21 protein-coding genes are annotated in these 18,002 nt (G+C 63.9%); 6 read left to right on the top strand and 15 right to left on the bottom strand.

Annotated elements, in window-relative coordinates:
• Positions 1 to 54 precede the first annotated feature (54 nt).
• The 3 genes from AC0L2D_RS30115 to AC0L2D_RS30105 all read right to left on the bottom strand — a co-directional run bounded on the left by AC0L2D_RS30115 (position 55) and on the right by AC0L2D_RS30105 (position 2,348).
• Positions 55 to 654 carry a DNA-3-methyladenine glycosylase gene (locus tag AC0L2D_RS30115; RefSeq protein WP_473543811.1) on the bottom strand — a complete coding sequence of 200 codons (600 nt, stop codon included), beginning with the start codon at positions 652 to 654 and terminating at the stop codon, positions 55 to 57.
• 91 nt (positions 655 to 745) lie between these two features.
• Positions 746 to 1,729, bottom strand: coding sequence for a threonine/serine dehydratase (locus AC0L2D_RS30110; protein ID WP_473543809.1), 984 nt, complete (start codon positions 1,727 to 1,729; stop codon positions 746 to 748).
• 295 nt (positions 1,730 to 2,024) lie between these two features.
• On the bottom strand, positions 2,025 to 2,348 hold the full coding sequence (locus AC0L2D_RS30105) for a hypothetical protein (protein WP_024502197.1): 324 nt from the start codon (positions 2,346 to 2,348) through the stop codon (positions 2,025 to 2,027).
• Between the two features lie 175 nt (positions 2,349 to 2,523).
• Here AC0L2D_RS30105 and mbfA point away from each other — a divergent pair, with 175 nt between their 5' ends.
• On the top strand, positions 2,524 to 3,507 hold the full coding sequence (gene mbfA / locus AC0L2D_RS30100; protein ID WP_013528652.1) for an iron exporter MbfA: 984 nt from the start codon (positions 2,524 to 2,526) through the stop codon (positions 3,505 to 3,507).
• Between the two features lie 10 nt (positions 3,508 to 3,517).
• On the opposite strand, the gene AC0L2D_RS30095 is transcribed toward mbfA, so the two are convergent.
• The 3 genes from AC0L2D_RS30095 to AC0L2D_RS30085 all read right to left on the bottom strand — a co-directional run bounded on the left by AC0L2D_RS30095 (position 3,518) and on the right by AC0L2D_RS30085 (position 4,470).
• On the bottom strand, positions 3,518 to 3,862 hold the full coding sequence (locus AC0L2D_RS30095) for an antibiotic biosynthesis monooxygenase family protein (protein WP_013528651.1): 345 nt from the start codon (positions 3,860 to 3,862) through the stop codon (positions 3,518 to 3,520).
• On the bottom strand, positions 3,859 to 4,191 hold the full coding sequence (locus AC0L2D_RS30090; RefSeq protein WP_013528650.1) for an NIPSNAP family protein: 333 nt from the start codon (positions 4,189 to 4,191) through the stop codon (positions 3,859 to 3,861). The genes AC0L2D_RS30095 and AC0L2D_RS30090 overlap by 4 nt, the downstream gene beginning before the upstream one ends.
• Before the next feature lie 63 nt (positions 4,192 to 4,254).
• Positions 4,255 to 4,470, bottom strand: a complete 216-nt coding sequence (locus AC0L2D_RS30085; protein ID WP_063169647.1) for a DUF1127 domain-containing protein — start codon at positions 4,468 to 4,470, stop codon at positions 4,255 to 4,257.
• A 68-nt stretch (positions 4,471 to 4,538) separates the two neighbouring features.
• Between AC0L2D_RS30085 and AC0L2D_RS30080 the strand changes: the two genes are divergently transcribed.
• Positions 4,539 to 5,213 carry an ArsR/SmtB family transcription factor gene (locus AC0L2D_RS30080; protein ID WP_473543806.1) on the top strand — a complete coding sequence of 225 codons (675 nt, stop codon included), beginning with the start codon at positions 4,539 to 4,541 and terminating at the stop codon, positions 5,211 to 5,213.
• Positions 5,214 to 5,288: 75 nt separating this feature from the next.
• Here AC0L2D_RS30080 and ligD read toward each other — a convergent pair whose 3' ends face one another.
• From ligD to AC0L2D_RS30065, 3 genes are read right to left on the bottom strand one after another with little or no spacing between them, the layout of a single operon-like run.
• Positions 5,289 to 7,805: a DNA ligase D gene (gene ligD / locus AC0L2D_RS30075; RefSeq protein ID WP_473543804.1), complete on the bottom strand. Its 2,517-nt coding sequence runs from the start codon at positions 7,803 to 7,805 to the stop codon at positions 5,289 to 5,291.
• A gap of 13 nt (positions 7,806 to 7,818) precedes the next feature.
• Positions 7,819 to 8,688, bottom strand: a complete 870-nt coding sequence (gene ku, locus AC0L2D_RS30070) for a non-homologous end joining protein Ku (RefSeq protein WP_473543802.1) — start codon at positions 8,686 to 8,688, stop codon at positions 7,819 to 7,821.
• Between the two features lie 12 nt (positions 8,689 to 8,700).
• Positions 8,701 to 8,916, bottom strand: a complete 216-nt coding sequence (locus tag AC0L2D_RS30065; RefSeq protein WP_127218916.1) for a hypothetical protein — start codon at positions 8,914 to 8,916, stop codon at positions 8,701 to 8,703.
• 149 nt (positions 8,917 to 9,065) lie between these two features.
• Between AC0L2D_RS30065 and AC0L2D_RS30060 the strand changes: the two genes are divergently transcribed.
• A complete protein-coding gene (locus AC0L2D_RS30060) occupies positions 9,066 to 9,206 on the top strand; it encodes a hypothetical protein (RefSeq protein WP_013528645.1) in 141 nt (46 codons plus the stop codon).
• A gap of 179 nt (positions 9,207 to 9,385) precedes the next feature.
• A complete protein-coding gene (locus AC0L2D_RS30055) occupies positions 9,386 to 9,847 on the top strand; it encodes a thiol-disulfide oxidoreductase DCC family protein (RefSeq protein WP_063169650.1) in 462 nt (153 codons plus the stop codon).
• A 15-nt stretch (positions 9,848 to 9,862) separates the two neighbouring features.
• Here the strand turns inward: AC0L2D_RS30055 and AC0L2D_RS30050 are convergent, their stop codons facing one another.
• The 3 genes from AC0L2D_RS30050 to AC0L2D_RS30040 are packed head-to-tail and all read right to left on the bottom strand — an operon-like array spanning position 9,863 to position 13,337.
• Positions 9,863 to 10,246 (bottom strand): DUF1850 domain-containing protein, encoded by a 384-nt coding sequence (locus AC0L2D_RS30050; protein ID WP_063173466.1) that lies wholly within the window; start codon positions 10,244 to 10,246, stop codon positions 9,863 to 9,865.
• Positions 10,243 to 12,363, bottom strand: a complete 2,121-nt coding sequence (locus tag AC0L2D_RS30045) for a TRAP transporter permease (RefSeq protein ID WP_473543799.1) — start codon at positions 12,361 to 12,363, stop codon at positions 10,243 to 10,245. Before AC0L2D_RS30045 ends, AC0L2D_RS30050 begins: the two co-directional genes overlap by 4 nt.
• Positions 12,364 to 12,377: 14 nt before the next feature.
• A complete protein-coding gene (locus tag AC0L2D_RS30040; protein ID WP_024502189.1) occupies positions 12,378 to 13,337 on the bottom strand; it encodes a TAXI family TRAP transporter solute-binding subunit in 960 nt (319 codons plus the stop codon).
• Positions 13,338 to 13,594: 257 nt separating this feature from the next.
• On the opposite strand from AC0L2D_RS30040, the gene AC0L2D_RS30035 reads away from it, so the two are divergent.
• Both AC0L2D_RS30035 and AC0L2D_RS30030 read left to right on the top strand, forming a co-directional pair.
• A complete protein-coding gene (locus AC0L2D_RS30035; RefSeq protein ID WP_013528640.1) occupies positions 13,595 to 13,948 on the top strand; it encodes a YciI family protein in 354 nt (117 codons plus the stop codon).
• Positions 13,948 to 15,192: an RNA polymerase sigma factor gene (locus AC0L2D_RS30030; RefSeq protein WP_473543797.1), complete on the top strand. Its 1,245-nt coding sequence runs from the start codon at positions 13,948 to 13,950 to the stop codon at positions 15,190 to 15,192. Before AC0L2D_RS30035 ends, AC0L2D_RS30030 begins: the two co-directional genes overlap by 1 nt.
• Before the next feature lie 3 nt (positions 15,193 to 15,195).
• On the opposite strand, the gene AC0L2D_RS30025 is transcribed toward AC0L2D_RS30030, so the two are convergent.
• The 3 genes from AC0L2D_RS30025 to AC0L2D_RS30015 all read right to left on the bottom strand — a co-directional run bounded on the left by AC0L2D_RS30025 (position 15,196) and on the right by AC0L2D_RS30015 (position 17,746).
• Complete coding sequence (locus AC0L2D_RS30025) at positions 15,196 to 15,822, bottom strand: glutathione S-transferase family protein (RefSeq protein ID WP_473543796.1); 627 nt, start codon at positions 15,820 to 15,822, stop codon at positions 15,196 to 15,198.
• Positions 15,823 to 15,951: 129 nt separating this feature from the next.
• The gene (gene cysK / locus AC0L2D_RS30020; RefSeq protein WP_013528637.1) at positions 15,952 to 16,932 is read right to left on the bottom strand and encodes a cysteine synthase A; all 981 of its coding nucleotides are present in this window, start codon (positions 16,930 to 16,932) and stop codon (positions 15,952 to 15,954) included.
• Between the two features lie 196 nt (positions 16,933 to 17,128).
• Positions 17,129 to 17,746, bottom strand: a complete 618-nt coding sequence (locus AC0L2D_RS30015) for a LysE family translocator (protein WP_473543794.1) — start codon at positions 17,744 to 17,746, stop codon at positions 17,129 to 17,131.
• Between the last annotated feature and the right edge of the window lie 256 nt (positions 17,747 to 18,002).

Genomic DNA, 18,002 nt, shown 5'->3' with positions numbered 1-18,002 from the left:
GTGGATGACGAAGGGAGAAATGCTTTCGCCAATCTCCATGGTTTATAACTGCCACTAACCGTTGAGCGATTTCGGGCCGCTGACGAAGGCGCTCCCCTTGACGTAAAACCGCAGCGGGCGATCGGCATCCTTTGTAATGCCGATCCGGATGCCTTGGGCGATGTCGCCGGCTTGATGCTCGTCGGTTGCCAGCCATAGCGGGCCTTTGCGGCAGAGATCGAGCCCGTCGAGCGAACGATCGATCCGCAACGCCTGGGCCAGCCTTCCCGGTCCTCGCGCAAGGTCGCGCAAGCGCTCGATGCCGCGATTGAGCCGCATGAGCGCAATGCCTTCGAGCGGCTCGAGCGCCCTGATGAGCACGCCGGTTCCGACCCCCGGCATCTCGCTCGAGACGTTGAGCATGTAGGAGATGCCGTAGGCGAGATAGACATAGGCGTGCCCAGCGTCGAGAAACAGCGAACGGTTGCGCGGGGTCATCCCCCGATAGCCGTGCCCGGCGGCGTCACCGGTCACATAGGCCTCGGTCTCGACGATGCGGCCGCTGGCGATGCCTTCGGGCAGTTCGCGCACCACGATCTTGCCGATGAGAGTGCGGGCAAGGGATGCTGTATCGTCGGGCAGCTCAGAACGCGTGAGCGGGCGGTAGATGACCATGTTCAGCCCGCCGACGATTTGGAGGCGGGCGAGGAGTGATCCAAGGCGAAACCTGCCTCAGATCCATGTCGGACCCTTTGGACATCCCGTCTCAAGCCGCCGCCATGATCCCGGCATAAGTGCCGAAATCGACATTGCCGCCGGACAGCACCACGGCAACGCATTTGCCGGATAGTTCGATCTCGCCCGACGACAGCGCCGCCAACGCCACGCAGCCGCCGGGCTCGACCACCAGCTTGAGATAGGCCATGGCGTCGCGCATCGCCTGTGCCGTCGCCTTGTCGGAGACGGCGATGCCGCCTGCCAGGTTCCTGCGGTTGATCTCGAAGGTGATCAGGCCGGGCTCCGCGGTCAGGATCGCGTCGCAGATCGACGCGTGGCCGGGTTCGTTCGACACCCTGGCGCCGGCGGCCAGCGACCGGCGGGTGTCGTCGAAATTCTCGGGCTCCACCGCCCAGACCGCAGTGTTGGGCGAGGCGTCCTTGACGGCAACCGAAATGCCGCTGGTCAGGCCGCCGCCGCCGCAGGGAATGACGACCGCGTCGAGGTCGACGCCAAGCGCTTTTGCCTGGCGCATCAATTCGAGGCCGATCGTGCCTTGGCCCGCAATGATGGCCGGGTCGTCGAAGGGTGGCACCAGCACCATGCCTCTTTCCACGTAAGGGCGAACCACGCTCATGCGGTCGTCGCGAAAGCGGTCGAACGGCACCACCTCCGCCCCCATCTTGCGGACGTTAGCGATCTTCATCGCCGGCGCGTCTGAAGGCATGGCGATGACCGCCTTGACGCCGAACATCGCGGCCGAAGCGGCGACACCCTGCGCATGATTGCCCGACGAGAAGGCGACGACGCCCTGGCTGCGTTCTTCGTCGCTCAGCGACGACAGCTTGTTGTAGGCACCACGGAACTTGAACGAGCCGGTACGCTGCAGCGTCTCCGGCTTGAACAGGATGCGGCCGCCGAAGCGCTTGTTCAGCTCCTGCGATTCGATCAACGGGGTTTCGACGATCAGGCCGGCGAGACGCGCGGCGGCGGCGTGGATGTCGGCGATGCTGGGAGGGGTGGTGGCGGTCATGTGAGGTCCAGTGGACAGGGGTCTTTCCATGATGCCCGCAAAGGGAGGTGGCGCACCATGGGAAAAATGTGACCGTTACAAGGTTTAGCGAGGCGGTCGCCAACGCCTCGGCTGCACGCCTCCCTCTGGCCTGCCGGACATCTCCCCATGGGTGGGGAGATCGGCTGGGTATCCGCTTTCGCCAATTTCCAACGTTGAAGAAGGGGCACACCTAATGAAGCTGCCAATCTCCCCCTCGTGGGGGAGATGTCCGGTAGGACAGAGGGGGGCGCCGTCCCGCCGCCGTCCCACGAGTTCACCCCAACAGCGTCCTCTGCCTCTTGCTCCCACCCAGCTTGCGCCAGTTGTTGAAGCGGTGGCTGGCGGCGGCAAAGGATATCTTCATCTGCTGGGCGACCGAATAGCGCGACTTGCCCTCGTCGAACATGCGGTAGCAGCACTCGACGCCTTCCTCGGTCAGTTTGCCGTCCGGCGCCTTGTTGTGCGGATTGGCGGGGTCGAATTTCTCGACCTGCTGCTCGACCAGGCCTTTCAGGCGCTGCAGATCGGCTTCGATGCTGGCGATGAGATCGAGAACGGGCTTTGGGTCATAGGGATGCGGAGGCTGTTTTGCCGTCATCTGCGGGTTCCTTGTTCTGGTTGGGTTGAATTATATAGGTGAACATTCACTGATAATGAAGGGGTCGGCCCGGCATGCGAGCTTCAACAATTCTTGACCGCGACCCAAGCGCGCAATTGACCGGAGGCACCTTGAGCCCTAGTTTAGAATTATTCTAAACTAGGGTGAATTCCTCATGCTTTCCCGTGTTTTCGGCTTCGGCCGCCGCCCCTTCGAATCGCTTTCCGAACAGGAGATCCTGGCGCTGGCCATTTCGTCCGAGGAGGATGACGGTCGCATCTATCGGGCCTATGCTGACGGCCTGACGGAAAACTTCCCGCAATCGGCAAAAGTGTTCGAGGAGATGGCCGAGGAAGAGGATGGCCATCGCGATTCGCTGATCGAGCTTTTCCGCAAGCGTTTCGGCGAGCGCATTCCGCTGATCCGGCGCGAACATGTGAAGGGCTATTACGAGCGCAAGCCCGACTGGCTGGTCCGGCCGCTCGGCATCGAGCACGTGCGCAGCCAGGCCGAGGCGATGGAGCGGCAAGCCTACCTTTTCTATGTCGAGGCTGCCAAGCGCACGGCGGATGCCTCGACGCGAAAACTGCTCGACGATCTGGCGGTGGCCGAACTGGGCCATGAGACACTGGCGCAGCGGCTGGAGCAGAAACATGTGCCGGGCGAAGTGAAGGATGAAGAGACCGCCGCCGAGCAGCGCCAGTTCATCCTCACCTATGTGCAACCAGGGCTGGCCGGGCTGATGGACGGATCGGTGTCCACACTGGCGCCGATCTTTGCTGCCGCCTTTGCCACGCATGACACCTGGCAGACGCTGCTGGTCGGGCTTGCCGCCTCGATCGGCGCCGGCATTTCGATGGGCTTCACCGAAGTCGCTTCAGACGACGGCAAGCTGTCGGGCCGCGGCTCGCCGCTCAAGCGCGGTCTGACCGTCGGCATCATGACGACGCTGGGCGGTCTCGGGCATGCACTCCCCTATCTCATTCCGCATTTCTGGACGGCGACCGGGGTTGCCGCGGTGGTGGTGTTCTTCGAATTGTGGGCGATCGCTTTTGTCCAGAACCGCTACATGCAGACGCCCTTCCTGCGCGCCGCCTTCCAGGTGGTGCTGGGCGGCGCCCTGGTGTTCGCGGCCGGCGTGCTGATCGGGAATGCGTGAGTAGCCTCACTCACCCATTCACCGCCCGACTGTCGGCCGGCGCCTCGTCCCTTTCCGTCAGCCCATAGTCCCTCACGACATGGGCGATGCGCAATCGGTAGCCGGCAAAGATGCCGCCGCGACCGGCCTTCTGCGCCTGCCGGTGTTCCTCGGTGTTGCGCCAGTCCTTCACGGCTTCCTCATCTCGCCAGAACGACAGCGACAGGATGCGGTTCGGATCGGCCAGACTCTGAAAACGCTCGATGGAGAGAAAGCCGTCAATGCCGTCGAGCAGCGGACGCAGGTCCGCGGCGATGCTCAGATAGGCATCGCGCCGACCCTCCGCCGGCTCGACCTCGAAGATGACGGCAATCACGGCAGCACCAGTTTCGCGTGCGGGCCTGAGGCCAGTTTCAGGAACATGCGATCCTCCTTCAGGATGAATCTCTCGCGTTTGGCGAACTCGTAGTTTGCCTTGCCGGCGGGATCGGCGGCAAGCCGGGCGCGATAGGCTTCGTAGGCGGCCAGGCTTTCGATGTTATAGGCCGCATAGGCGGTCGTCGCCGAGCCCTCATGCGGCGCGTAATAGCCGATCAGATCGGCGCCGCAGCGCGGAATGGCCTGACCCCAGTTGCGCGCATACTCCTCGAAGGCCGCCTTGCCGAACGGGTCGATCTCGTAGCGGATGAAGCAGGTGATGGTCATTGTGGTCTCCTCGGCTTGCGTCGATAGTTTGAACGGCATCGAAACGTCGTGCCGACTGGTCTGCTAGGGCTGCCAGAAGGACTTCGCGCATTCGCGGCGCACGTCTTGCCGCGTCAGGCCAAGGTCGCGCAGCTGATGGTCGTCGATCTCGGCAAGATCGAGACGCTGCAGATGGCGGTCATACCAGCGGGCCAGCAGCCGCGAACGCAACCAGCTGACGAACGGGAAGAACCGACGGCTGTGGAGCGGGGCTGAGGGGAAAGCGGTTCGTGCGGCCATCGTCGTCTCCTTGATCTCACCGGAGAATAGTGATTATCTGACAAGAACGCTTCGATGAGGAACGAACTATGCGCGAAGGACCCGACATCGCCGGCATCGCCAGCCTGGTCGGCGACCCGGCACGGGCAAACATGCTAAATGCCCTGATGGGCGGCACGGCGCTGACAGCAAGCGAGCTGGCGCTCGAGGCCGGCGTCTCGCTGCCGACCGCCAGCTCGCACCTGGGCAAACTGATGGAACGTGGGCTGCTGACGGTGGCGAGCCAGGGCCGGCATCGCTATTACGGCCTCGCCGGACCGCAGGTGGCGGGCATGATCGAAGCCATCACAGGCGTCGCGGAAGCCGTCGGTCCAAAGCGTGTGCGGCCGGGTCCGCGCGATGCAGCGATGCGCGTGGCGCGCGTCTGCTACGATCACCTCGCCGGCGAGCAGGCAGTGGCGATGCTCGACCGGCTCGTCGCCAAGAACGTACTGGTCCGCGACGAACAAGAGATCAGGCTCGGGCCATCGGCGGCTTCGCATTTCGCCGCGATCGGCATCGACGTCTACACCAAGCCGCGCCGGCCGGTATGCCGCGCCTGCCTCGACTGGAGCGTGCGCCGTTCGCACCTCGCCGGCACGCTGGGCGCCGCCATCCTCGACAAGATCCTTGCCGAGAAATGGGCGCGCCGCGAGAAGGACAGCCGCGCGGTGATTTTCTCGCTGCCGGGCAAGCAGGCTTTCGAGAAGGTGTTTCTGAGCTGAGGAGCCGACGCTGATTTCGTCAGCTGGCAGGCCAGAGGGGGCGTGAAGGATCGCTGCGCTGGCAAATTGCGCGAACTACCCCCGCTTCAACGCCTTCCCCTGCTTGAAAAATTCCCTCCACGGATCGGCTTTCGCCAGCTGCTTCAGCGTCGTCTTGTCGCCGATCGGGAAAGCGTTCGGCGGCAAGCCGGCCTCGATCTCTGGCCAGGTCACCGGCATCGACACGGTGGCGCCTTTCTTGGCGCGCGAGGAATAGGGCGCGACCGTCGTCGAGCCCCTGCCGTTGCGCAGATAGTCGACGAAGATCTTTCCTGTGCGCGCTTTTTTCGACAGCGTCGCCGTGTAGCGATCGGGGGCACCCTGCTCCAACGCGCGGGCAAAGTCATGGGCGAAGCCCTTCACCGCGTCCCATTCGGCAGACGGCTTCAGCGGCACCAGCACGTGATAGCCCTTGCCGCCCGAGGTCTTGACGAAATTCGGCAGCGACAGCTCGTCGAGCTTGCCTCTGATATCGAGCGCCGCCTCGCGCACCGCCTTCACGTCGACGCCTTCGTCCGGGTCGAGATCGAAGATGATCTGGTCGGGCTTTTCGATCTCATCGATCGTGCACCCCCAGATGTGGATCTCGACCACGCCATACTGGACCAGTGCGGCAACACCATCGAAATCCCGGATGAACAGGATCTCCTCGCCGTCGGTCGGGTCCTTCATGCGCGCGATCTTATCGCTCATGCCAGCCGAGGCATGTTTCTGGAAGAAACGCTGGCCGCCGACACCGTCCGGCGCCCGCACCAGGCTGAGCGGCCGGTTGACCACGAACTGTTCCATGCGCGGCCAAACCTGTGCGTAATGGTCGAGCAGGCCCTGCTTGGATATGTTTTCGTCCGGCCACAGCAGCTTGTCGGGATGCGAGAGTTTGACCGTGGTCGTCATCGACCCGGCGGCTTTGCCGCCTGATGCCGGCTTGGCCGTGCTCTTGCCTGTCGATGGCTTGCCTGTCGCCGCTTTGGGCTTTTCCTGCACGACTTCCTCCGCCGGCTTGTCCTCGCGCAACCCCTGGAACGAGGCGTGGCGTATTATACGGTCCGAGGTCCAGCTGCGAAACTCCACTTCGCCGACAAGTTCAGGCTTGACCCAGACCAGGCCCTTGCCCTTCGGCACGGCGGTGGAGAAGGGCGATGATTTTGCCGTCAACGCATCGAGTTTTGCCTTCAGCTCATTGGCGCCCTTGCCCGAAAAACCAGTGCCGACGCGGCCGGCATAATGCAGCTTGCCGCCCTCGTGGAAGCCGACCAGGATCGAGCGCAGGCCGCGCCCGGTCTTGTCCGACGGCAGGTAGCCGCCAATGACGAACTCCTGCCGCGCCGTGCATTTCGACTTCACCCAGGTTGGGCCGCGGCCGCTGCGATACGGTGCATCGGCACGCTTGGAGACGACGCCTTCCAGGCCCATCCGGCAGGCATGCTCCAGCATGATCTTGCCGGGTTCGGCGAAATGGTCGCTGAAGCGGACCGCCGCATTGTCGGAGTGTTCGCCGAGCAGTTCCTGCAAGGCCTGCTTGCGCTCGACCAGCGGCTCGCGCCGCAAATCCCTTCCATCGAGGCGCATCAGGTCGAACACGTAATAGATGAAACGATTGGTCCGCTTCGCCGACAGGTCTTGCTGCAGCAGCGCGAAGGACGAAACACCACTGTCGGCCAACACCACCACCTCGCCATCGAGGATGGCGTCGCTGCACTTCAGCCCGGCCAACTCCGCGACGATCTCGCCGCCGAATTTCTTCGTCCAGTCGAGGCCGGTGCGGGTCAGCAGCCGCACATCGGTGCCGGCGATCTGCGCCTGCATGCGATAGCCGTCGAACTTCACTTCGTGCAGCCAGTCCTTGCCCGGCGGCGCATCGCGCTCCAGCGTGGCCAGCTGCGGCTCGATGAAGTCGAGTTTCTTGCCCGCGGCCTTCGCCCTGCCGCCGACCGGCTTGTTGGAATGCCAGACTTTCGGCTTCTCGCCCTTCGCGGTCTTGCCCTCGCCGACCTCCTCGATGGTCAGGCCCGATTTCACCGATTCAGGCGCTTCCTTGAGGATGTCCTCGCCGGGACGCGCTGCGGCATCGTCCGACTTGATCAGCAGCCAGTTGTCGCGCTTTTCACCCGCACGCGGCTTCAGCCGCACCAGATGCCATGCCCCATGCAGCTTGTGTCCCCTGAGCTCGAAGCTGATATGGCCCTTTTTCATCGCCTTGGCCGGGTCGATCTCGGGAATCCAGGTGCCCTCGTCCCAAACGATAACCGAACCGCCGCCATATTCGCCCTTGGGAATGGTGCCTTCGAACGGCGCATAGTCGATCGGGTGATCCTCGACATGGACAGCCAGTCGCTTCTCATGCGGGTCGAGGCTCGGGCCGCGCGTCACCGCCCAGCTCCACAGCACGCCGTCATGCTCGAGCCGCAAGTCGTAATGCAACCGCGTCGCGGCATGCTTGTGGATGACGAAGATGCCGCCCGCGCCGCCCTGCTTGGTCCGGGCGACCTTGCCGGCCGGTTCGGCGGTTTTCTTGAAATCGCGCTTGGAATGATATTGTTCGAGGCTGGCCATTCGTTGGGGTTCCTCACGCCGATTTGCGTTTGGGCGCGCTGGCTTTCGACTTGGCGCGTTTGGCCGCTGGCCTGGCCTTCGCCGACGAAGATGTTTTCGATGACCCGGAGTCCGACAAGCTCTTCTTCAGCGCGTCGAACAGATTGACGACATTGGAAGGTTTGGGCGCCGCCTTGGCCTTCGGCGCCTTGTGGCCGGCCTTCTTGGCGCGGATCAGCTCCAGCAGCGCGTCCTCGTATTTGTCGTCGAATTTCGAGGGATCGAACTTCGTCTTCTTCTTGTCGATGATCAACTCGGCCAGATCGGTCATCTCCTGATCGGTCTTCACGGGCTCGATGTCGCCGAAGACGGTGTCCGGTTGACGTACCGTGTTGTCGTAGCGCAGCGTCGTCAGCACCATGCCCTTGCCGAGCGGTTCGATCACCACCGGCCGTTCGCGTCGGTAGAGCACGATACGCGCCAGCCCGGCCATCTTCTTGCCCGCCATCGCATCGCGAATGACGGCGAACGCCTCTTCCGACACCTTGTCGGCCGGCGCCACATAGTAGGGCGTGTCGAGATAGATCTGCTGGATCGAAGCTTTGTCGACGAAGCCGTCGAGCGCCATCGTGTGCGAGGATTCGATCTGCACCGCCTCGATCTCGTCTTCCTCGATATGGATGAAATTGCCATCGTTGAGTTCATAACCCTTGATCTCGTCATCCTCCTCCAACGGCTTGCCGGTTTCGGCATCGACATAGAGGCGCTTCACCGTGTTGCCGGTCTTGCGGTTGAGAATGCGAAACGAGACCCGCTCCGTATGGGTGACGACATTGGTCAGTTCGACGGCACAGGTGACCAGCGAAAGCTTCAGATAGCCTCTCCAGGCCGGACGCGGCGCCATGATATCTTCCCTTCAGAACCAGATGAAGGTGAGAACGGACAGATCGCGCTCCAGTTCCGCGCTCCCGCGCCGATCTGGATGCCAAGGGGCCGCCTGGTTGGTTCTGGCCGCCAGCACGGAAATTTCGCGGGCTCGGCAAAAGTTGAAACAGAACCGCGCGCAGGCGACATTCAAACGAAACATATGTGATGCAAAAGTCACATTGGCCGGAATGCCAACCAACTGCACGGAAAGACCCCGAATCAGCCGCATTCCAGCCACGAAGCAAGGCATTTTCGACCAGATATTAACATCACGTTCACCGACTATTCACGCCTCGACGCTATGATGACCGCAATTCGGAAGGGACATCCGAAAATCGGGACAGGGACAAGGTAATGAACTTCCTCGCGCACCTCATCGGCTATGCCGCCGCCATCCGCGAATTCGTCGCGCCGACCTACCGGCCCGAACGCTATTACATGCGCGGCCCCGGCCCGGCCTGCGCCCGTCGCGGCAACTCGCTGGGCGCGCACTGATCATGGCTTTCGAAAATCGCCACAACAGCCGGATCTGCAGGCCGGCCGCCTCTACCCGCGCCACCACCTATCGCGCCGAGCGTCCCGCTCTCGCCGACAGGCGCCGTGCGACATCGCCACGGCTTTGATACCATCGCTGGCCGGCTTAGTGTCATAGGACACGAGCAGCCGAGGCCAGCGTGACGGACCATCTTCAACCAGTTCGACCCCAGTCAACTCGTCCCTTCGAAACAGTTCTCGACTCACGCCATCCATTGATCGTTTTCGATGGCGTCTGCGTGCTCTGCTCCGGTTTCGTGCGCATGGTGGTCAGGCTCGACCGCCAAGGCCGTTTCCGCTTCGCCACCGCGCAGTCGCCCTTCGGTGAAGCGCTGTTCCGGAAGCATGGACTGCGCACCGACTCTTACGAAACCAATCTCGTCCTGATCGACGGCGTCGCCTTCACGCGGCTGGACAGTTTTGTCGCCGTCATGGCGGAACTCGGCTGGCCTTGGCGGGCGGCCAAGGCACTGTTGCTGTTGCCGCGCCCGCTGCGTGGTTGGCTCTATGATCGCATCGCCAGGAACCGCTACGCCCTGTTCGGCAGGAAGGATGCTTGCGACATTCCTTCTCCGGAGCTGCGCAAGCGGTTCCTTGGCTGAGGGTGTGGCTATGCGCTACCGCGGCTGGCTCGTGCCATCCGGCCGGCACGGCTCGAGCACGATCGGTCCGCCTGCCGTCCTCCCCAATTCCCGGCAGCCCTGAACCGTGCACAGTGTCCAGCCGTCGCTGGTTGCACCTGAAGCGGCGAGCACGACGCGCCGCTGCGGGCCGACATCAGGCGCATAGCTCCACCAACCCTCCTTCAGCACAGCGCCTTCCGGTGGCTCCATGCCGGCGCCCGAGCCCTCGATCCGGGCTTCGACCACCTGCAGGCCGGAGGACGTGACCTTCCAGTCTTCTTGCCAGCGCGTCCGTTCCACCGAATGCGTCCAGGACAGCGTGAAGGCGGCGACGGAGAGCGTTACCGTCTTGCCCGCGGCCAGGAGGCACAGGCTCATGTTCTGACTGAAGCCTGCCGCGCGCGAAAACAGTGCCAGCCGATCCAGGCCAGCGCCAGCACCCAGCCGGCCTCGTCGGTGAGCGGCACCGCGGCGACCAGCAGCACGCCGGCCGCGAAGGCGACGAGCCGCTCCCACCACGCCATGCGGGTGACCAGAAAACCGACGGCGGCGGCACCCCACAGCACGATGCCCATGCACGCTTTTGCGACGATGTAGGCGACCTCGACGGGATAGCCGAACTGGGCGGCGATCGGACCTGCGTCCTGCAGCATCAGCGCCGGCGTGTAGACAGCCATGAACGGCACAACGAAGCCGGCAATGGCCAGCTTGGTCGCCTGGATGCCGATCTTCAGGCCGCTTTCCCTGGCCATCGGTGCGGCGGCGAACGCCGCCAGCGCCACCGGGGGCGTCAAATCGGCCATGATACCGAAATAGAACACGAACATGTGGCTCACCAGCAGCGGCACGCCAAGCTCGAGCAGCGCCGGCCCGGCCAGCGACGAGGTGATGATGTAGTTGGGAATGGTCGGAATGCCCATGCCCAGCACCAGGCAGGTGACCATGGTCAGCACCAGCGACAGGAACAAATTGTCCTCGCCGATCGAGATGATCCAGCCGATGAAGGTCGAGGCGATGCCGGTCAGCGTCAGCGTGCCGATGACGATGCCGACAATGGCGCAGGCAATGCCGACCGGCAGCGCGTTCTTGGCGCCTTCGGCGAGCGAGTCGACACAGATTTGCAACGTCTCGCGGCCGCCCTTGAACGTGAAGCAGGCGACGACCAATGCGGCGATCACCAGGCCGAGGAGGTTGACGCCGAACTTCATGAACGAAGCGGCGGCAAGCCCGAGCGCGATCCAGAACACGATGCGGAAGGCCAACGGCCCGATCGCTGCCGCCAACGGCGTGCCGAGGATGAGCACGATGGTCAACGCCAGGCCCATCGTGCCGGCGAAGATCGGCGTATAGCCGGCAAACAGCAGGTAGATGAGCGCTGCCAGCGGCAGCATCAGCGGCCAGTGTTGCCGCACCGCGTCCCACGGATTGGGCAGCTCGGCCTTGGCCATGCCGTGCAGGCCCGCCTTGCCGGCTTCCAGATGCACCTGCCAGAAGCAGGCGCCGAAATAGAGCAGCGCCGGGATGATCGCCGCCTTGACCACTTCGGCATAAGGCACGTTCAGCGTCTCGGCCATGATGAAGGCGACCGCGCCCATCACCGGCGGCATGATCTGGCCGCCCATCGAGGAGGTCGCCTCGACGGCGCCGGCAAAAGCCGAGCGGAAGCCGAAGCGCTTCATCAGCGGGATGGTGAACTGGCCGCTGGCCACCACATTGGCGACACCCGAGCCGGAAATGGTGCCCATCAGCGCCGAGGACAGCACGCAGACCTGCGCCGGGCCGCCGCGCCACGAGCCGACCAGGCCAAGCGCGAAATCGTTGAACAGCGCGATCATGCCGGCGCGTTCGAGAAAGGCGGCAAAGACGACGAAGATGAAGATGTAGGCAGCCGAGACATAGATCGGTGTGCCGTAGATGCCTTCGGTGCCGTAGGCGAAGGTGTCGACGAGCTGGGCGAAATCATAGCCGCGATGGATGAGCGGCGGCGGCAAATGGTTGCCGACGAAGCAATAGGCGAGGAAGATGAAAGCGATGACCGCCAGCGGCAGGCCCATCAGCCGCCGCGCTGCCTCGAAGACCAGCACCACCAGCACCGCGCCGACGATGAGGTCCGGCGTGGTCAGGAAGCCGGAGCGGCGGATCAGATCGGTGTAGAACACCCAATTGTAGAGGCCGGTGCCGAAGCCGAGCGCCCCGAGCGTCCAGAACGCGGCTTTCGCCGGCATGCTCTTGGCGCGCAGATTGGCGATCAGGCCAAAGCCGAGCAGCAGCAGGAAGCCGACATGCATGGCCCGCACCACTTGGCTCGGAATGCTGCCATAGGCGGCGACATAGATCTGGAACACGGAAAAGGCGACGGCGATGAGAAAGGCGGCCTTGCCCGCAAGGCCGTCGCCGAAGCCCGGCGGCAGCCCTTCGACCTGTTCTTCGACGGCAGGCAGATGGAAGATGGCGGATTTGCCGTCGGTTGATGTTCCAGACGTTGCTTCGGTCATCCGACGGACCCGCCCTACTTCAACAAGCCCTTCTCCTTGTAGTACCGCTCGGCACCGGGGTGCAGCGGCACCGGCATGCCGTCGAGCGCCTTGGCCGGGTCGATCGCCTTGGCGGCGGCATGTGCCGCAGCCAGTTGGTCGAGATGGTCGAACATCAGCTTGGTCATCTGGTAGGCGGTCTCGTCGGAGACATCGGCGCGGGTGATGAGGAAATTGCCGACGGCGGCGGTGGCGACATCCTCGCTTTGGCCTTCATACGTGCCCTTGGGAATGACCACCGACAGATAGGGCGCGCCGATCTTGGCGACGTCCTCGGCCGGCACCGCCACGACATTGATCGGCACGGAGGTGGCGAGGTCGCGGATCGAGGCGACGCCGAGCCCGGCCGATTGCAGCGTGGCGTCGAGCTGCCGGTTCTTGATCAGCTCGACCGATTCGGCGAAGGGCAGATACTCGACCCGGCCGAGATCCTCATACTTCAACCCGGCGGCGGCGAAGATGGCGCGGGCGTTGAGCTCGGTGCCGGAGGCCGGCGCGCCGACCGACAGGCTTTTGCCCTTGAGGTCGGCCAGCGTCTTGATGCCGGACTCCCGGCTGGCGACGATCTGGATGTAGTTGGGATAGATGGCTGCGATGCCGCGCAACTTATCGAGCTTGCCGGGGAAACCGGCCTCGGCATTGCCTTCGGCGGCCAGCTTGACGGAATCGCCCAGCGCAAACGCGATCTCGCCCTTGCCCTGCTGCAACAGATTGAGGTTTTCGACCGAAGCCTTTGTTGCCTGCACCTGGGTGCGGGCGCCTTCGATGCCCTTGCCGTAGATTTCCGACAGTGCCACGCCGAGCGGATAATAGACGCCAGATGTGCCGCCGGTGAGCACGTTGATGAATTCCTGCGCCTTGGCGGAAACAGCGCCTAGGCCAAGCGACAGCGCCACGGCGCCGGCCGCAACAAGTTTCGTCCTGAAATGGAACATCTGATTTCCTCCCTGAAATAGCAGCCGCATCACCTCCCTGACGCGAACAGAAGCGAGTTTAGACAGCGAGATGGAAATGCCAACCCGCAATCCCATGCGTTAGACGAATGGTTGAGTGCGGGATGCACAGATGGCCGCTTGCGTGAAATGTCTTCGGAGCCGAAAGATTTTTCCAATGCCTGTCGAAATCGGCCAGGGCCGCGCGACATACGTCCGGCTCGCAAACGAAGCAGCCTTCGAAACAACGGGAGAAGACCATGCGATACATGCTTTTGATCTACGTCAATGAAGCCGCGATGGCGGCCGCGCCGACCGATAAGACCTACGAGATCAGCGCTGCCTATGGCGCGTATACCGATGCGTTGAAGAAATCCGGCGCCTGGCTGGCCGGCGACCGGCTGAAGCCGACCCAGGCCGCCACTTCGGTGCGGATGGTCAATGGCAAGACCAACGTGCTCGATGGCCCCTATGCCGACACCAAGGAGCAGCTTGCGGGCTTCTACATGATCGAGGCCGAGGATGCCGATGCCGCTATCGCCTGGGCGGCGCGCTGCCCCGCGGCCAGCGCCGGCACGGTCGAGCTGCGGCCGATCTGGGAACAGACCATGTGATGGAAAGTGGCCTGGAGATCGCGCGGGCGGCAGCGGAGACCGCCGCCCGGCAAAGCTACGGCAAGCTTGTCGCCTGGCTCGCGGCCCGCACGCGCGACGTGGCCGCAGCCGAGGACGCGCTGGCCGATGCCTTTGCCGCCGCCCTCGAACGCTGGCCAAGAACCGGCGTACCCAAGAAACCGGAAGCCTGGCTGCTGGCGGTGGCAAGGCGGCGCCGCGTCGATGCGGTGCGGCGCCGGCTGACCAGCGAGGCCGGCCGCGAGCATCTCAAGCTGATTGCCGAGGAAGCGGAGGCGCGCATGACCGACGAAGACCTGCCCGACGAGCGGCTGCGGCTGATGTTCGCCTGCGCCCATCCGGCGATCGAATCGAGCGTGCGTTCGCCGCTCATCCTGCAGACGGTGCTGGGGTTCGACGCCGCGACGATCGCTTCCGCCTTCCTGGTCTCGCCGGCAACGATGGGCCAGCGCCTGGTGCGAGCCAAGTCCCGCATCCGTGAAACCGGTATTCCGTTCCGCGTGCCGGAGCAGGCCGAACTCGGCGAACGGCTGGATGCGGTGCTGGAAGCGATCTACGCCGCCTTCGCCGAAGGCTGGTCCGACCCGGCGGGCACCGAGACGCGAGGGCGCAATCTGGCGACCGAAGGCATTTGGCTCGGCCGGCTGGTGGCTTCGCTGTTGCCGGAGGAGCCGGAGGCGCTGGGCCTCCTCTCGCTGATGCTGTTTGCTGAGTCGCGCCGCGCCGCACGGCGCAGCGCCGCCGGCGGCTTCGTGCCGCTGGCGGAACAGGATTGCCTTCTATGGGACCGCGCGCTGATCGATGAGGCGGAGGCGCTGCTTTCCAACGCCGCGGCCAAGGGCATCATCGGCCGCTACCAGCTTGAGGCGGCCGTGCAGTCCGCGCATGCGGCACGACGGCTGACCGGCCGCACCGACTGGGCGGCGATCCGCGAGCTCTACGACGCGTTGCTTTCGATCGCAGGATCGCCGGTGGTGGCGATAAATCGCGCGGTGGCGATCGCCGAGGCCGAGGGCGCAGTGGCGGGATTGGCGGCCCTCTACGTGCTGGGCGACGACAAACGGCTTGATGACTATCAGCCCTATTGGGCCGCACGCGCCGGTCTCCTGGCCAGGCTTGGTCAGGTACTGCAAGCCTGCGAAGCCTATGACCGGGCGATCGGCCTCGAGCGCGACCCGGCGGTGCGCCGCTTCCTGCAGGAAAAGCGGGCAGTGCTCAGAAATTGAGCTTCAGCCCGGCCACATCTCGTGCGAGGTGTTGAGCGTCTTCATCAGCGGATGGTCGCGCAGCCGCGCCCACAGGCGTTCAATGTTCGGCCATGCCGTCCGCGCGCTGTCGATGTCGGGATGCCAGGCCACCAGCATGACCAGATAGATGTCGGCCAGCGACATCCGCTCGCCGACCAGCCAGTCACGGCCTTCAAGCGCGGCATCCAGAACGGCAAAGCCACGGTCCATCTCGGCCACGGCTGCCTGCTTGACCGCCTTGGTGCCTTCGGGATCGGCAGTGTAGCGGTATGCGTAGTAGAAACGCAGCACCGCCGGATAGAGCACCGACGACATGAAGGCCATCCAGCGCAGGAAATCGGCGCGGGCAGGCGCGTCTGCTGCCGGCGCCAGATTGGCATCGGGATGACGCTCGGCAAGCAGGATGCAGATCGCCGCCGATTCCGTCATCGAGCTTCCGTCCGGCAAGGTCAGCACCGGCACCTGGTTCAACGGACTGATGTCGAGGAAGGCGGGGTCGGGCCGGTCGGTCTTCGGCACGTCGATCTGCTCGAACTGTGCATTCGCCAACACCAGCGCTGCCTCGACGACGAAGCCGCCGCTGCCAGGACGGGTATAAAGCTTGTACATGAAATTCTCCCCCGGCCGCGCAAAGCAGGCCGGGGCGATATGAACCGGAAGCGGTGCCGCGCTCAAGCCGCCGATGGCGGCCACGCGCGTTTTTTCAGCGGGCCAGCTTGGACGCGAAGGAGCGTCGGACTACGATCCCAGCCCCTCGAACAGGATTGTCGACAGATAGCGCTCGGCGAAGGACGGGATGACCACCACAAGATTTTTGCCCTTGTTCTCCGGCCGCGAGCCGACGACGATGGCCGCCTGCAGGGCGGCGCCCGAAGAGATGCCGACCGGCACGCCTTCGAGGCGGGCGACGAGGCGGGCATTGGCCACCGAATCCTCGTTCGACACCTTGACGATCTCGTCATAGATCGTCGTGTCGAGGATTTTGGGCGCAAAACCGGCGCCGATGCCCTGGATCTTGTGCGGGCCGGGCTGGCCGCCCGACAGAACCGGCGAGGAGTCGGGCTCGACGGCGACGACATGCACGGAGGGCTTGCGCTTCTTCAGCACCTGGCCGACGCCGGTGATGGTGCCGCCGGTGCCGATGCCGGCGACGAAGATATCGACCTCGCCATGCGTATCGTTCCAGATTTCCTCGGCCGTCGTCGTACGGTGGATTTCCGGATTGGCCGGGTTCTCGAACTGCTGCGGGATGATCGCATTGGGGATCGTCGCTGCCAGTTCGTCGGCCTTGGCGATGGCCCCCTTCATACCTTTCGGACCCTCGGTCAGCACCAGCTCGGCGCCGAGCAGCGCCAGCATTTTCCGGCGCTCGACCGACATTGTTTCGGGCATCGTCAGGATCAGCTTGTAGCCCTTGGCCGCGGCGGCGAAGGCAAGCGCGATGCCGGTGTTGCCCGACGTCGGTTCGATCAGCGTTGTCTTGCCGGGAGAAATCTTGCCTGATGCCTCAAGTGCCTCGATCATCGCCACGCCAATGCGGTCCTTGACCGAGGCGATCGGATTGAAGAATTCGAGCTTGGCGATGAGATTGGCGACGATGCCCTTTTCCCTGGCGAACTTGTCGAGCCGCACCAGGGGAGTGTCGCCGATCGTATCGGTGATGGAATTGTAGACGCGGCCGCGGCCGGGCACGCGGGCTGATGTGGCGGACTTGTTCATTTGTTTCGCTCCCAGAACTTCAGGCGAGTAAGGATTTCAGGCAGTGGAATTGCAGCCGGCAAGATAGGGCCTTCGGTCGCGCAAGATAGACTGTCGGCTGAAAATATCCGAGTGGGACCTGTGTCTAAAACCGTGCCGTCCCGGAAAAGCATTTCTCGCAAAGGCCTGTTTGCGAAATGCTTTGGCCGAAAGCTCTCTATTGCCGAGCGGCAATCGCTGCAGCAGCACCGACCATGAAGCCGGCCGCCGTGCGGTTCAGCGCCTTGAGCGCGCGGGGCGATTTCAGAAACCAGCGCGCCTTGGCCGCCAGCGCCAGATACGGCACCAGCACCACCAACAGCACGACAACGGTCAGCGCGACGAGGATGCCGTAATCCGCCAGCGTGATGGTTTTCAGGTCGACGATGGTCGGCGTGATCGCGAGATAGAAGATCATCGTCTTCGGATTGCCGAGCGTGACGGTCAGGCCGGCGGCAAAGCTCGACAGCAAGCCGCCCTTGCCTTTTCCGGCCTCGACGGTCTCGGGCGTGATGCCGCTGTTCCAGAAGCGCCAGCCGAGAAAGGCGAGATAGGCGACGCCGAGCCATTTGACGGCCAGGAAAACCATGCCGAAGGATTGTGCGACGAAGGCGAGGCCAAGCACCACGGCGGTCAGATAGGTGATGTCGCCAACCATCAGGCCAAACGACATCGCCAGCGACGATCGGAAGCCTGAGCCGAGCGCACGGGCGACCAGCGCGGTGATGCCGGGACCAGGAATCGCGGCGGCGATGCCGAGGGCCGCACTATAGGCGAGGAATCCGGTAAGGGTCATGGCGCTGGTCTCGGATCAGAGCGTTTTATTGCATGGGACAGGCCAAGATTGAATTCCCTGGGGCCGGATTCTATTGCACCAGATATCGAGGGCTCGCCTTACGAAGCCCCCTCATCCGGCCGCTTCGCGGCCACCTTCTCCCCGAGGGGAGAAGAGACGGGCGCCAGCGTCTGCTGACTCCTTGTATCTACACGAGAGAGATTTCGTGGGATTAGAGCGATTGAGCCAAGGTCCGGGTGGCCGCCCGGACCTTGGC

This window comes from Mesorhizobium sp. WSM4833 (assembly GCF_055811095.1).
The sequence above is the reverse complement of the archived record's forward strand: the minus strand, read 5'-3'. Positions and strand labels throughout refer to the sequence as shown.